The sequence below is a fragment of the Vibrio sp. 10N.222.49.C12 genome (assembly GCF_041475025.1).
Taxonomy (GTDB): Bacteria; Pseudomonadota; Gammaproteobacteria; order Enterobacterales; family Vibrionaceae; genus Vibrio; species Vibrio crassostreae_C.
This window is the reverse complement of the sequence record NZ_JBFRVF010000010.1, coordinates 1-14,009: the sequence shown is the minus strand read 5'-3', so window position 1 is coordinate 14,009 and position 14,009 is coordinate 1. Positions and strand designations below refer to the sequence as shown.

Annotated in this window: 13 protein-coding genes; 9 read left to right on the top strand and 4 right to left on the bottom strand. The window is 44.5% G+C overall.

Going from position 1 to position 14,009, the window contains the following annotated elements; genetic code table 11:
* The first annotated feature begins 24 nt into the window (after window positions 1-24).
* From AB4583_RS02920 to dbpA, 8 genes are all read left to right on the top strand, one after another.
* Window positions 25-2,184 carry a type I secretion system permease/ATPase gene (locus tag AB4583_RS02920; RefSeq protein WP_372116378.1) on the top strand — a complete coding sequence of 720 codons (2,160 nt, stop codon included), beginning with the start codon at window positions 25-27 and terminating at the stop codon, window positions 2,182-2,184.
* Window positions 2,177-3,502 carry an HlyD family type I secretion periplasmic adaptor subunit gene (locus AB4583_RS02915; protein ID WP_372116376.1) on the top strand — a complete coding sequence of 442 codons (1,326 nt, stop codon included), beginning with the start codon at window positions 2,177-2,179 and terminating at the stop codon, window positions 3,500-3,502. Before AB4583_RS02920 ends, AB4583_RS02915 begins: the two co-directional genes overlap by 8 nt.
* Before the next feature lie 34 nt (window positions 3,503-3,536).
* A complete protein-coding gene (locus tag AB4583_RS02910) occupies window positions 3,537-4,850 on the top strand; it encodes a TolC family outer membrane protein (protein WP_017059472.1) in 1,314 nt (437 codons plus the stop codon).
* Window positions 4,850-5,488, top strand: coding sequence for an OmpA family protein (locus AB4583_RS02905; RefSeq protein ID WP_372116374.1), 639 nt, complete (start codon window positions 4,850-4,852; stop codon window positions 5,486-5,488). The genes AB4583_RS02910 and AB4583_RS02905 overlap by 1 nt, the downstream gene beginning before the upstream one ends.
* Window positions 5,488-6,432 carry a PstS family phosphate ABC transporter substrate-binding protein gene (locus tag AB4583_RS02900; RefSeq protein WP_372116372.1) on the top strand — a complete coding sequence of 315 codons (945 nt, stop codon included), beginning with the start codon at window positions 5,488-5,490 and terminating at the stop codon, window positions 6,430-6,432. Before AB4583_RS02905 ends, AB4583_RS02900 begins: the two co-directional genes overlap by 1 nt.
* Window positions 6,433-6,642: 210 nt before the next feature.
* Entirely contained in the window at window positions 6,643-7,230 is a 588-nt protein-coding gene (locus AB4583_RS02895) for a hypothetical protein (RefSeq protein WP_017059475.1), read from the top strand.
* A 217-nt stretch (window positions 7,231-7,447) separates the two neighbouring features.
* A complete protein-coding gene (locus tag AB4583_RS02890) occupies window positions 7,448-8,356 on the top strand; it encodes an aldo/keto reductase family oxidoreductase (protein WP_017064347.1) in 909 nt (302 codons plus the stop codon).
* A gap of 148 nt (window positions 8,357-8,504) precedes the next feature.
* The gene (gene dbpA / locus AB4583_RS02885) at window positions 8,505-9,884 is read left to right on the top strand and encodes an ATP-dependent RNA helicase DbpA (RefSeq protein WP_017064348.1); all 1,380 of its coding nucleotides are present in this window, start codon (window positions 8,505-8,507) and stop codon (window positions 9,882-9,884) included.
* 140 nt (window positions 9,885-10,024) lie between these two features.
* Here the strand turns inward: dbpA and AB4583_RS02880 are convergent, their stop codons facing one another.
* On the bottom strand, window positions 10,025-10,198 hold the full coding sequence (locus tag AB4583_RS02880) for an RNA helicase (protein ID WP_372116370.1): 174 nt from the start codon (window positions 10,196-10,198) through the stop codon (window positions 10,025-10,027).
* Window positions 10,199-10,501: 303 nt separating this feature from the next.
* Between AB4583_RS02880 and AB4583_RS02875 the strand changes: the two genes are divergently transcribed.
* Window positions 10,502-11,338 (top strand): DUF6279 family lipoprotein, encoded by an 837-nt coding sequence (locus tag AB4583_RS02875; protein WP_372116368.1) that lies wholly within the window; start codon window positions 10,502-10,504, stop codon window positions 11,336-11,338.
* A gap of 72 nt (window positions 11,339-11,410) precedes the next feature.
* Here AB4583_RS02875 and AB4583_RS02870 read toward each other — a convergent pair whose 3' ends face one another.
* The 3 genes from AB4583_RS02870 to AB4583_RS02860 form a co-directional block, all read right to left on the bottom strand.
* Window positions 11,411-12,034: a PolC-type DNA polymerase III gene (locus AB4583_RS02870; protein ID WP_017059480.1), complete on the bottom strand. Its 624-nt coding sequence runs from the start codon at window positions 12,032-12,034 to the stop codon at window positions 11,411-11,413.
* A gap of 70 nt (window positions 12,035-12,104) precedes the next feature.
* Complete coding sequence (locus AB4583_RS02865; RefSeq protein WP_017059481.1) at window positions 12,105-12,506, bottom strand: PPC domain-containing DNA-binding protein; 402 nt, start codon at window positions 12,504-12,506, stop codon at window positions 12,105-12,107.
* 132 nt (window positions 12,507-12,638) lie between these two features.
* Window positions 12,639-13,835 carry a DEAD/DEAH box helicase gene (locus tag AB4583_RS02860; protein ID WP_017064352.1) on the bottom strand — a complete coding sequence of 399 codons (1,197 nt, stop codon included), beginning with the start codon at window positions 13,833-13,835 and terminating at the stop codon, window positions 12,639-12,641.
* Window positions 13,836-14,009: the final 174 nt, after the last annotated feature.

Sequence of the window (14,009 nt, the reverse complement as noted above, 5' to 3'; positions counted from 1 at the left end):
ACAGTCTATAAAAGGAAGTTTAGATTGGTAGAACAAAAAGACAGCTGGCTAGCTTGTGTTGAGTGGTTGTGTGAGCATTTTAATGTTCGCAGTCACCCTTCCAAAATAGTGTCTGGCCTACCTTTAAATGAAGGCAGGCTCAATGAATCCCTTTTCCCAAGAGCCATTGAGAAATCGGGGTTAACGCTGAGCCACGTTAAAAAAGAATTATTGAATCAATGTCAGTTCCCTGTTGTTGCTGTTGAGTCCGCGACAGGGTCTCCTCTTGTCGTAACCCAAAGCTCCGTTGGCGACTTTCAAGTATTGAATTGTGAATCCAACTTAAGCCAACAAATTCTCCTTAAAGACTTAGTCATTAAAGTGGATGCATTTGTTTGGCAAGTGGGTGCTCAAGCGCTTGATGACGCCCGTGTTCAGGCACATGAGCGCAATGACAGTAAATCCAACACCCGTTGGTTGTGGCGGGTGGTCAAAGAAGTGAAGCCTTGGTATCGCGATCTGTTTATCGCTTCGTTCTTGATCAACGTGCTTGCGCTAGTGGTTCCGTTATTTACCATGAATGTGTACGACCGTGTTGTGCCAAACCAAGCGTTTAACACGCTTTGGGTATTAGCAGCAGGCGTTGGTATCGTTGTTATTTTTGATTGGGTATTGAGAAGCTCACGAAGCTCTGTGACTGATATGGCTGGGCGCTATATTGATAACAAGTTGTCTTCTCAGCTGTTCTCGAAAGTCCTTGGTATGAAGCTCGAAAATCGACCTCAATCGGTAGGCGCATTTGCCAGACAGCTTCAAGACTTCGATAGCGTGAAAGATTTCTTCACTTCTATCTCGTTAGTCACTTTAGTCGATCTGCCATTCACTTTGTTATTCCTACTGCTTATCGGCTGGCTCGGTGGCGCAATGATGTTCATACCTGTCGCGATCATGCTTGTTTTGATTGTGCTGAGCATCGCGATGAAAGGCAAGGTCGAGAAAACATTCGATGAAACCGCACGTCTCTCGACACAAAGACAAGCCCAGCTGTTTGATTGCTTAACAACCCTTCCGGATATCAAGCAAAACAATGCTGAGGGTATTACCCAGAAGCGTTGGGAACAGACGATTTCGTCGCTCTCTCAATGGCAGACTCAATCTCGTCATTACTCCAATATCGTGACGCACTCTATTCAGTCCAGTCAGCAGATCGTTACCATCACTCTGATCATCTTCGGCGTGCATCAGATCTCTGAAGGCTTGCTGAGTATGGGTGGTTTGATAGCCGTTGTGATGTTGAGTGGGCGCGCTGCAAGTTCGGTGAACCAGCTTTCTCTTCTATTGCTGAGGTTCCAGCAAACACGTTCGGCCGTTGAAGGGCTGAATCAGATTATGGAGCTACCTCAGGAAGAGTCCAAACACCAAGTTATCGACAAAGGAGACTTTGATGGTGGGGTTAGGTTAGATGAAGTGACTTTTACTTATCCAGAGACTCAAAGTCCTGCATTAAAGGAGATTTCCCTAGAGATCAAACCGGGTGAGCGAGTTGGTCTTGTCGGTGCGGCAGGCGCGGGTAAAACAACTCTACTATCGATTGTTGCGCGCCAGTATTTGCCAACAACAGGACAAGCTTTCTATCAAGAAATCGATGGGCAATTATGGCCAACCAGCGTTCTGCGTAGTGGCATGGGTTGGGTAGGGCAAACCACTAATCTTATTTTTGGCAGTGTTTACGACAACGTTACGCTTGGTGCGACCAACGTTGATGAAGAAAAGCTAAGACAAGCTCTTCAACAGTCGGGTTTGAATGGTTACATGGGGCGCCTAAGCAATGGCCTTGAAACACCTGTCGGTGAGGGTGGTCGGTTACTTTCTGGTGGTCAGCGCCAAGCCGTTGCCATTGCGAGAGCTCTGTATCGTTGTCCAAAGTTATTGATCATGGATGAGCCCACCAGCGCGCTAGACAAGAAGGCCGAGATTCAGTTCTTTAATGCACTTCAAAGTATGCCGAGAGAAACCTCAATGCTGATCAGCTCCCATAAATCTTCATTCTTGATGATGTGTGATCGAGTGATTGTATTGGATAAAGGTCAAATCGTGGCAGAAGGTGAACCTAAAGAAATTCTCTCTTTACAGAAGAAAAGTGTACCTAAAGGTACGAGCCGGTTTAAGACGGTATCTGTGGTGAAGGGAGGTCGTCATGAGTAATGATATTCAATGGACCAACAACCACTTAGCATTCCGCTCTCGTAAGTTGATTTGGCTAAGTGCTCTACTCATTGTCTCAATTATCGGCTGGGCGTCATGGGCAACATTGGAAGAAGTGGTTATCGGCGAGGGCAAAGTCGTTCCTAGCCTTTCTGTACAAACCATTCAGAGCTTAGAAGGCGGTCTAGTTCAAGAGATCATGGTGCGACAAGGTCAATCAGTAGTGAAAGGACAGCCCTTGGCTAAGCTCGAAGACACTCGTTTTAAAGCGGCTTTTTTAGAGTCGGCTCAACAAGCGGATACCTTACTGGCCCAACAATTAAGATTGAAAGCAGAGCTGTCGACCGTTGTTTTAAATAACGATGCAAAACAGTGGTTTGAACGAGTTGTCTTGGTGCCACAAGATATTGTCATCGATGTATCGAGCCATCCGGCATTAATGAACGCTAAAGCCAACTATCGAGAACGTTTAGGTCAGTTGAAATCGGAACTGGAAGAGGCGGCACTTCGCATTGAGCAACAAGACCAAGCACGTGTCGATACGCTCAATAATATTCAGACTCTTGAAAGCAGCCTCGAGATTGTGATTCGTGAACGCAACATGCTCAAAGACGTGGTGGCGAGTGGTGCTGTTGCTGAAGTTGAACTACTGAAGTTGAACCGTGATGTGGTCAAACTGAAAGGTGATATTGCCAGCTCGAAAGTGGCGGCTCAGAAACAGATAGCGGCTTACTCAGAATCGATAGCCGACCACCGCAGCATCGCGTTAGATTTTCGTGCCAAAGTACAAGGCCAACTGAACGAAGTTGCCAGCAAAATAGCGCAATTGAATGAAAGCCAACAAGCGATCGCCGACCAACTGAAGCGAACACAAATCTTAGCGCCAGTTGACGGAACAGTTAAAGAGGTCTTTGTGCGTACTATTGGTGGTGTTGTTCGTCCAGGCGAACCGATTATTGAGATCATTCCATCAAACAGTGACCTGATTGTTGAAGCGAGAATCTCTCCACAAGATATTGCGTTTGTTCATAACGGGTTAGGTGCGACAGTTAAATTCACGGCCTATGATTTCGTCATTTACGGCGGACTTAAAGGTGAGGTGATTTACGTGAGTGCCGACGCCTTACAAACGGAAGACGGAAACGCCTATTATCGTGCCCATATTCAGTTAAACGAAGACCAGCAACAAAACTCTGCCTTTAGCATTATCCCAGGGATGCAAGTCGCGGTCGATATATTAACCGGAGAGAAAACAGTATTGAGTTATTGGTTAAAACCTATTTTACGAGCTAAGGAAAACTCACTTCGTGAACGATGAAGTGGGTTAAAGCATAAATATAAAAGGAAGTGTAATGCATTCAAAATTCTTACTCTCTTCTTGCTTGCTAATGAGTGGGCTGTCTCAAGCAGCTTCATTAGAAGAGTCCGTGGCCTTTGCCATCGACTATAGCCCAGAGATATTGGCGCAATACTCCCGATACCAATCGGTGGTCAGAGACGGAGACGCTGCGAGTGGTTTGTATATGCCACAAGTGAACTTGTACGCGGCAGCAGGTTATGAAGAAACGCGCTACAACAGTGGTAGCAAACTTGATACCGATGATCGAGGCCTAACGAGAACGGAAATTGGCGTTAAAGTATCCCAGTTACTATTTGATGGTTTTAAAACCACATCGAATGTCGATCGACTGACGTTCGAAGCAGAAGCTGAGCGTCTAACTCTGATTTCGCGAGCTGAAAACGTATCGTTAGATGTGGTGAGAAATTACCTCGATATCCTAAAAGCAGAGACGCTACTTGAATTGTCTAAGCGTAATGTAAAAGAGCACCAAGAGATCTATCAAGATATCCAAGATAAAAAGAGCAAAGGCTTGAGTAGCAACTCGGATCTGGCTCAAATCTCCGCCCGTGTCGCGACCGCGCAGTCTTCACTTATCGCCGCTCAGAACAACCTGTTTGATTTGCAAACTCAGTATCTACGCTTGGTTGGCAAACCTGCGGTGAACTTGGTTTACCCCCGGTTTGATTACGCTCTATTACCAAGCTCAGCACAGGTCGCACTTGAACAAGCTGTCGAGAATCACCCTGAAATCAAAGCCTCTTTGCTTGATATCGACGCGGCTCGTAAAGAGATGCGCCGCGAGAAAGGGGATTACTACCCAGAACTAAAACTTGAGCTTCATGCCAATAAGAATGACAACGTATCTAACCCGCCAGGCGGTGTCGATGAAGATGCACGTATCATGTTGACGATGGATTATGACCTGTTTAATGGCTTCTCTACCGACTCCAGGGTTGAATCGTCAGCTTGGCGAGTGGAAGAGGCAAGGGCGATCCGATTACGAACAGAGCGTGAGGTTCGAGAAGGTACACAACTGGCTTGGAACGCTTACAAAATGCTTGAGCAGCAAAAATCCTTACTTCAACAGAATGTTGATGCAGCGAAAATTGCAGAGCTTGGCTATATCCAGCAATTCAATGTTGGCAGACGAAGCCTTCTTGATGTACTGGATGCAAAAGTAGAAGTGTTTTTGGCTCGAAGAAACTTCATCAGCACTGAATATGATCAAACGTTAGCGGCTTATCGAGTGTTAAATGCGATGGGTATGTTGACGTATGCGTTGAGGATTGAACATCCAGAAGAGTGGCAAGGGGAGAATAAGTAATGAGATATTTTAAACTAGCGCTACTTAGCTCTATCTTGCTAATAGGATGTGCAGAAACGCCTGATACGACAATGACACGCCACCAAATTGATGACTTAGCGGATAATGACCGAGATGGTGTGATTAACCAGCGAGATCTATGTGCCGATACGCCAGAAGGTGTAACGGTAGACATTAAAGGGTGTGCCAATTGGAAAATTGTCGAAGACGTTGAAGTATTAAGTGTGGCATTTGATTTTGATAAGTATGACCTTAAACCTGATCATACCGCTGTATTAAATGAGTTGGTGCGTTTACTAGGAGAGCAGCCTGATGCTTCGGTTACCTTGGTCGGAGATACCAGTGCTGAAGGTACAAACGTGTATAACAAAGCATTGGCCAAGAAAAGAACGGGCGTGATTCGAGACGCATTAATTGATAGAGGCATCAATGGTGAGCGTATCTTCGAACAAGAGTTTACTCAGATAACCAGCTTAACTCAGCACCTTCACAAGCGTAAGCGTAGAACCATTGCAGTATTAAAAACAGAGAACATGGAAGTGAACCCATCTTGGAACATCTTCACTTCAGAAATGCAGCTCGATAGTCATAGCGATGTTGAGTCTAAAACGTCGATTGATCCAGTAGGAGGCCAGTAATGAAACGTCTATCGAATAAATCGGGCTTACTGCTTGCTGCTGTACCTATGTTGTTCTCTGCATCGACGTTCGCGAATGATGCCAGTGACATTGGTTTGGTCGCGATTGAGCCGAATATGCAGGGGCTTGTAGAAGATCTGCTTAAGAGCCAAGAGATCGACTTAGAAATCTTGTTGAGTGACAGCGTCCCAGAACAGATGATCATGCAGCGCTCGCGTGTTGGTATCACTTCCAAAAAGTGGACTGACAAAGAGATGGCTAGGTTTGATATGCGTTACGGTTATAGGCCAACAGAGCTGATGTTTACCGCTGACGTGATTGCGATTCTAGCCAATGAAAATAACCCTGCGACATCAATCACCGTCGCTGAATTAATTGATGTGTTTGGTTGTTCTAACGATCCTAAACATCCAAAATGGTCAGCAAGTAGTGATATTCGTAACGGTGAAAGCCTAGATACTCATATGTTGCCCTTTGCCATTGATCACAACCTGAAAGGCCATACTACCTTTTCAAATTGGGTCGAATGTGGAACTGACGGGGAATATGCGAATACTCAGTTCTTAGCGGATTTACCTGATCTGATTAATAAGATTGAAGACGAAGATGCCGCCATTGGTTACACCGTTTACTCAGATCAGATCTCTGATGTGAAATGGTTGAGCGTGGTTGATAACCTAGGTGTGAACTACGACCTAAACAAAGAAACGATCCTCTCTGGTCGTTACCCGTTAGCAACGGTTTATTACATGTACTTGAATATTCCAGCGCATCGCAAAGGCTTTACGGAACAAGAGGAGTTCTTTGTTGGGCTTACCTTGTCACAAGATCATCAAGTCGTTTTGAACCAATACGGCTTCATCAGCTTGCCGCCAGAAGCTATTCAACGTAACAAAGTCAGATTGTCGCTTGAAGAGCCTGCTATTGAAGGTGGCTACAAGTAATGGGTATGTCATGTTGTAACTGTTGTGGGAGAGTGATATTCTCTCTTTCGTAATGGTTCTCAACGTGACGGATTACGTTATTCGGTGATGAAATTATCTAGCGGGCATGTATGCCCGTTTTTTTTCGCCTAAAATTTGCGACTCGAGCAGTTGTTTGTCGTTTGGTCACGTATAATGGACACTTCATATAGCGCTAAATAAGCCCAGTCGATGAAAATCTTTCAAGTTCTAATCTTGCCTCTAATGCTGTCCCTCAATGCTATTTCATTTTCAGCGCAAGCAACCGAAAGCTGGTGGCTAAGAACAGTATTTAACAGCAACCCAAGTCTGCCGAATTCTCAAAACTATATTAATGATATCGAGTTGATGGATTGTGGTGAGATCGAAGGTACTTTGTTGTGCAGTGACTTAACCCAATATTACGACCTGGATGTGTATGTTGAACTGGAGTTGGGGGACTCAAGTGTCGAAACGGTTCGCTTAAACCTGCCATATTCGGACCTAAGTTACACAAAGCTTCAGGCATACCTTCGCCAAGATGGCTTTGCTCTCAGTTCAATTCGTATTGGTGAAGATGAATTCGATGTTACAGCTCAACTCGAACAAGCTCGAAATGAAGGTGTTGGTTTCGATAAGGTGGATAAACAGCTGGTCGAATTCATCAACGCGCCTCACGGTTCAGCAGAGCAACTGAGTGTGTGGAATGTGCCTAGCTTATCTTCTTCTAGCTCTACTTCTCCTTGGATTCAGTTACAGAGTGATGGTGACAACTTAACGGTTGAACTTAATCGTTTTTAATTGCTCAAATTTATAGATAGTTTCGTTATTTATTAGGCTAAACAAGCCTTTCAGGAGAACGGCTCGCGGGCAGACAGCAAGTTATAATTCATTTAAGTGTTCGTTTTTCTGCGGCTCTCACATTTTTAATAAGCGTTTAGCTTTGCCATTTGTTATACGTTGAGCCTTCGGTAAAACGAGATTAGGATACGTTCAGTATTGATAAAGGAGACAACCCATGGTTGCAAGAGTAACGATAGCGCCACAAGGCCCAGAACTTTCTGAGTTGGTGCAAGGATACTGGCGTACAGCAGAGTGGGGCATGACCCCGCAACAACGCCTGACTTTCCTGAAGCAACATATTGATCTTGGCATCACAACTGTTGATCACGCGGATATTTACGGTAACTACCAATGTGAAAAGTTGTTTGGTGAGGCTTTAGCGCTTGAACCAAGCCTTCGTGATGATATTCAAATCGTCACCAAGTGCGATATCAACCTATGTGGTGACCACACTCCAGATCGTAAGATCAATCACTATGACACCAGCGCGCAGCATATTTACCAATCAGTAAATAACTCATTAGAGCACTTAGGTGTTAACGATATCGATGTATTGTTGATTCACCGCCCAGACGTTTTAATGGATGCCGATGAAGTAGCAGAAGCGTTCGCAGAGCTACACAAAGTAGGTAAAGTTAAGCACTTCGGTGTTTCTAACTTTTCACCGCGTCAGTTCGAACTGCTTCAATCTCGACTCGGTAAGCCGTTAGTGACCAACCAAGTTGAAATCAACCCATTGAACTTCGAAGTGGCTCATGATGGCACGCTAGATCAACTGCAGATGAACCGCATTCGCCCGATGGCGTGGTCTTGTCTCGGTGGTGGTAGCATCTTCAGTGGTGATTCAGCGCAAGCGGTTCGCGTTCGTGATGAGCTAGAGGCGATTCGTCAAGAAGTCGGTGCAGACAGCATTGATCAAGTGATTTACGCTTGGGTTCGTCGTTTACCATCTAGTCCAATTGCAATTATTGGTTCTGGTAAGATTGAGCGTGTGAAGACGGCCGTTGATGCACTGAAAATCGAGCTGACGCGCGAACAGTGGTATCGCGTATGGGTGGCATCTAAAGGTCACGGTGTGCCATAGAAAGCAATTCGTATAGAAGTTAAAGCCAGCTAAGTAAGCTGGCTTTTTTGTGTTCGCCTAACATGTTTCTCCAAAACTGTGATTAAGGTGGAATAATTTTCAAAAACACTCATAATGCACTCTGTTTTTCACCAGTTGGATATTTCCATTGAGCACTTCAAAATTCTCTTCAATCGCCCTTAAACCAGAGCTTCTAAATACGTTAGATTCTCTTGGTTATACTGAAATGACGCCGATCCAAGCGTTAAGTCTTCCTACTATCCTAAATGGCAAGGACGTTATCGGTCAGGGTAAAACGGGTTCAGGTAAAACAGCTGCTTTCGGTTTAGGCGTGCTGCAGAACCTACGCGTTAAGCGTTTCCGTGTTCAGTCTTTAGTGTTATGTCCGACTCGTGAGCTTGCAGACCAAGTAGCAAAAGAGATTCGTACTCTTGCTCGTGGTATTCACAACATTAAAGTGCTGACACTATGTGGCGGTATGCCAATGGGCCCACAGATTGGTTCACTAGAGCATGGCGCACACATTCTTGTAGGCACACCTGGTCGTATTCTTGATCACCTAGAGAAAGGCCGCATTGACCTGTCTGAGCTGAACACACTTGTGTTAGATGAAGCGGATCGCATGCTAGAGATGGGTTTCCAAGACGCTTTGGATGCTGTGATTGAAGCGGCGCCAAAAGAACGCCAAACTCTGCTATTCAGTGCGACTTTCCCTAAACAGATCAAATCTGTTGCAGACCGCATTATGCGCAATCCAGAAATGGTGAAGGTTGAATCAACACACGATCACTCAAGCATCCAACAACACTTCTACAAGTTAGAAGGTTCTGAAGCTCGTGATGACGCTCTAGAGCTGCTGTTGTTGCATCACCAACCGGAGTCTGCGGTTGTGTTCTGTAACACTAAGAAAGAAGTGCAGAACGTAAACGATGAGCTAAGCCACCGCGGTTTCAGTGTTATCGAACTTCATGGTGACATGGAACAGCGTGAACGTGACCAAGCTTTGGTTCAGTTCTCAAACAAAACCATCTCGATTCTAGTGGCGACAGACGTTGCGGCTCGCGGTCTTGATGTTGATAACCTAGATGCTGTGTTCAACTTTGAATTGTCTCGCGACCCTGAAGTTCACGTACACCGTATTGGTCGTACTGGCCGTGCAGGAAGCAAAGGCGTAGCGATCAGCTTCTTTAGCGAAAAAGAGATGTACCGTGTTGCTCAAATTGATGAGTACATGGACATGCCAATCGAGCCATCTGAACTGCCAGCAAAACCAATTGCTAAGCCGTACTACTCAAACATGGTTACCATCCAAATTGATGGCGGTAAGAAAGCTAAGCTTCGTGCTGGTGATATTCTTGGCGCACTGACGGGCCAAGGCGGCATTGATGGTAAATCAGTAGGTAAGATCAATCTGTTTGCAATGCGTGCTTACGTAGCGGTAGAAAGATCTGTGGCTAAAAAAGCACTGAACAAAATCGAATCAGGTAAAATGAAGGGTCGTCAATTCCGCGCCCGAATCCTGAAGTAATTCGAGACTGAATCCCTTTGCTGCGATATGTCTAATTAACGACATTGCTAATTAATGGCATTGCAGTAAAGGGTGTTCCACAAAATGCCACTTAAGTTTCTTATCTTAGGTTTATCGACCTAGTCCTCTATACCAAAGCATTATTCATCGGGTCTTATCGAATAAAGATCGTTGATATGTTTTCCTTTGCTAAGATACCAAGTCATCGCTTCCTGTCGATTGTGAACGAATATCGTGATTGTGGTTATTGAACCATCATCAAAATAACAAAGCTCATATTCTAAATCGCTTGGATGATCAGGAATAGCGGCCATAGCTTCCCTCCCAAATATCAATCATTTTAAATACGTCAACCCAACTCATTTATAGGGCTCGTATCACGTCAAATGAGTAATAAAATCAAGTTACATCACTGCCATTAATCATTTTTAGTTTAATCATTTGCCTAAATAGCTAGATTAGCAAGTTTGGGTCTCAATTTATCTCAAAGTTTTTACGACCACTGTTTATTAAGACTACTTTTATAAGAGCTAGAATTAGCGTTATAAAAACTGGGCTAACCTTAAAGGGATGAGTTAATCGGTTTGTGGCTTTGTTGAATGTCGTGAGAGGGTAGAATGAGAAAGTGCCGGTGGTTAGTTTTAGTGATCTGTTTTCTATTTACTGGGTGCGGGACCAAGTTCGCCTATAACAATATAGGTTGGTTTGTCGTTAGCTATATAGAAGATTTTGTTTCCCTCTCAAATAGCCAAGAATCAGAGCTTGAAGAGCGATTAGATATATTACAGAAATGGCATAAAGAAACTCAGCTACCTCTGTATATTTCGCAATTAGAAGCGATTCAAAACGTAGAACGGTCGGATATGAATCCCGCTTTTATTGTTGGCCAAAGTGAAGAAACGAAAGAGCATATTCGCTCAATCGTCAATAAGTTCGCTCCAGATATTTACGCCTTGAGTATGCAGCTTAGCCCTAAACAAGACAGGGAGTTTTTAAAGAACTTTCGTGAAAAGCAGCAAGACTATTATGAAGAAAGGTTGTCGTTGAACGATGACGATTCGAGAGAGCGATACCGAAGCAGAATAGAAGAGCGTGCAGAACGGTGGTTGGGTTCAGTATCGAAAGAACAAAAACAGATTATTTTGGCTTGGTCTAAAGAGTGGGTAAATACCAATAGCAGTTGGCGACAATATCAAAACAACACCTATCAAGAGCTAACGACGCTGATGGCAAAGAAGAGCGATCTGCATATTGCTCAGCCGATTATCATGAAGTTGCTTTTAAACAATGAAGCTTATTATCCTGATGAACTTGAGTCACAACTCAACCAAAATATGGAAACATCAGCCAAGTTTTTAGTAGATATCGCCGCGACCAGCAGTAACAAGCAGTGGGCGTATTTTATGAATGAATTAGAAAGCCTCAAAGGAACGTTGAAGTCATTGCAAGAGTAGAGCGTCCCTTTTAAAGGCTAGCGGTTATTGTCGAGCTAGCCTTTCATCCCACTTTAAGGTGAATTTCGGAACCTAACCCCTGTTGCTCATCAGTAGTTTTGGAATCGAACCTTTGGCTGTCTTCGATATTTTCTGCATCAATTGGAAGCTCGGCTGTTGAATACCGTGGTCACTCTGCAGCTCATCGATCATTAATAACCACAACCTTGCTGTCATTTCTGAATCGGCTAACGCTCTGTGGAAAGTACCGTCGTTGTCGATATTTTTGAAACGCACAAGGTCGCCTAGCTTATGAGTTGGTGCGTCTTGGATTAGACGACGAGCTATCAACATTGAGCAAGCGAACTGTCCATTGTAATCGCGACCAATATTATCTAATTCCGCATCAAGAAAGCGCTTATCAAATGAGGCATTGTGAGCGACAAGTTGGCTGTCTTGAATGAAGTCTGCAAACTCATCCATCACTTCACTACAACTGGCCGCTGTGCTTAACATACGGTTACTGATTCCGGTATAACCTTCAATGAATCCACTCACACGAAATCCCGGGTTCATGAGCTGCTGGAAGGTGTCGACGACTTCGCCGTTAACGAGTTTAACCGCACCGATCTCAATCGCTCGGTCGCCCATATTTGGTGATAAGCCTGTGGTCTCGAAATCGAGAACGATAACGGAATCTGCGGAGTTTGGAGCCATCGTGTTTCCTAATTGCTGTTTGGTAGTATCGCTTTGTATGGGGCGTTTGGTGTTGCTATGGGTAAATCAGTTATTTGCTATTGCTGATAGTAAGTTCAGTGTAACCCGTCGAATCGTCATGCTCTCTGTTGAAGGTCAAGGTATCGTAGCGGTGAACAATCAATTCAGCCGTGGTCGCGATAATCGTCCCTTCAAGCAAATGCCCACCAATTACATTGCCATTCTCATCAGCAACGGAGATATGAATATGCTGGTGGTTTGGGGTTAGCGTTGCCATCACCGAGACTATTTCGAACGGAGCTTGAACTAGCTTGGTGTTGTTGGCATTAGCTAAGCGAATATTGAGTTGAGAAACACATCCGACACAAGACGCAATAGAGCCCGCGGAGATATTGTGCGCTGTCACTAGCCTCTGGATCTCAAGCTTTAGGTCTTGCCCGCGGGTTAATCTCGTTGCGATAGGAGTAATCATCTCATACCTCTGTTTTATCTGTGTATCAAAGAACAAAACGAAGCCGCATAGGGCTTCGTTTTATTTTCATTTTGGCTAATGCGACTTTTCTTTTGGTTAATGCAACTTTGCATTTTCTGTCGCTGAAATTACTTAGTCTTGTTGCTGTTCTCTTTTCTTCTTAGGAACGAAGTTCAATACTGAGATTGGCACTTCTTTGCGTGGTTCGAAACCTTCAACAACGCGACGTTCAATCAAGTGACCCAGACGCTTTTCAATAATGCACAGGTTTTTGAAGTTATCTTTCGATAGGAAAGAGATCGCTTCACCAGATGCATCAGCACGGCCTGTACGACCAATACGGTGAACATAATCATCTGCTGGGAATGGCATGTCGTAGTTTACTACGCGGCTTAGGTTGTCGATATCGATACCACGAGCAGCAACACCCGTCGCGACTAAGTATTTTAGGCGACCTTTCTTAAAGTCAGCCAAGATTTTTTCACGAATCGCTTGGCTACGTCCACTGTGGAAAGCTTCCGCTTGAATACCACGTTTCTCAAGTTGAGCAACCAACTTAGCCGCGCCGTGCTTGGTTTCGATAAAGATAAGCGCTTGGTCCCAGTTGCCTTCGGTAATCATGTGGCTCAATAGTGCTGACTTACGGTCTTTATCTACGGTAACTAACCATTGCTCAATGTTCGCTTTAGACGCATCTGTCTTGGCAATCGAAATCTCTTCCGCTTCGCTGATAGCACTTTTCGCTAGCGCGCGCACTGGCGTTGAAAGCGTTGCTGAGAACAGTAGATTTTGGATGTCTTGTGGTAGACGCGCGATGATCTTGTTGATGTCTTCAATGAAACCCATGTCTAGCATGCGGTCAGCTTCATCTAGAACCAGAACTTCCACTTCATCAAAGTGAACGGCACGTTGTCCGTACATGTCGATCAAACGACCTGGTGTTGCCACAAGAATATCCACGCCTTCAATAAGACGATCTTTCTGGTGTTGGTAAGACACACCACCGTACATCGCTAGTGATGTTAGGTTTAGGAACTTCGCGTACTTAGTGATGTTCTGTTCAACCTGAACTGCCAGCTCACGCGTTGGTGTCAGGATAACTGCGCGGATACGTTTTTTACGCTGCGTTTCACCTTTGCTTAGCATTTCTAAGATAGGGAGAACAAAGCTCGCAGTTTTACCTGTACCTGTTTGTGCTGCAGCAATAAGGTTCTTACCAGAAAGAACAATCGGAATTGCTTTTTCTTGAATAGAGGTTGGCTTTTCATAGCCTTGTTTTGCAACGGCTTTAACAATAGGTGAGCTTAATCCAAGCTTGGAAAATGGCATAAGTTTCTCGGTATGATTTGGCTAAATAGCGATGGAAAGGTTCAACAATCTTATATGAGGATAAGATTAATGGCTGCATTCTACCATGTTGCTTGCTCACCGCTAGTCACATGCACATAAAAAAATCCAGTGTCGACAAGGCACTGGATTTTTAGTTGTGCGCCGAGCATGGCG

Coding starts and splice junctions, on each gene's coding strand:
- AB4583_RS02915 (WP_372116376.1), top strand. CDS start 2,177: ATGAGTAATGATATTCAATGGACCAACAACCACTTAGCATTCCGCTCT.
- AB4583_RS02910 (WP_017059472.1), top strand. CDS start 3,537: ATGCATTCAAAATTCTTACTCTCTTCTTGCTTGCTAATGAGTGGGCTG.
- AB4583_RS02905 (WP_372116374.1), top strand. CDS start 4,850: ATGAGATATTTTAAACTAGCGCTACTTAGCTCTATCTTGCTAATAGGA.
- AB4583_RS02900 (WP_372116372.1), top strand. CDS start 5,488: ATGAAACGTCTATCGAATAAATCGGGCTTACTGCTTGCTGCTGTACCT.
- AB4583_RS02895 (WP_017059475.1), top strand. CDS start 6,643: ATGAAAATCTTTCAAGTTCTAATCTTGCCTCTAATGCTGTCCCTCAAT.
- AB4583_RS02890 (WP_017064347.1), top strand. CDS start 7,448: ATGGTTGCAAGAGTAACGATAGCGCCACAAGGCCCAGAACTTTCTGAG.
- AB4583_RS02880 (WP_372116370.1), bottom strand. CDS start 10,198: ATGGCCGCTATTCCTGATCATCCAAGCGATTTAGAATATGAGCTTTGT.
- AB4583_RS02875 (WP_372116368.1), top strand. CDS start 10,502: ATGAGAAAGTGCCGGTGGTTAGTTTTAGTGATCTGTTTTCTATTTACT.
- AB4583_RS02870 (WP_017059480.1), bottom strand. CDS start 12,034: ATGGCTCCAAACTCCGCAGATTCCGTTATCGTTCTCGATTTCGAGACC.
- AB4583_RS02865 (WP_017059481.1), bottom strand. CDS start 12,506: ATGATTACTCCTATCGCAACGAGATTAACCCGCGGGCAAGACCTAAAG.
- AB4583_RS02860 (WP_017064352.1), bottom strand. CDS start 13,835: ATGCCATTTTCCAAGCTTGGATTAAGCTCACCTATTGTTAAAGCCGTT.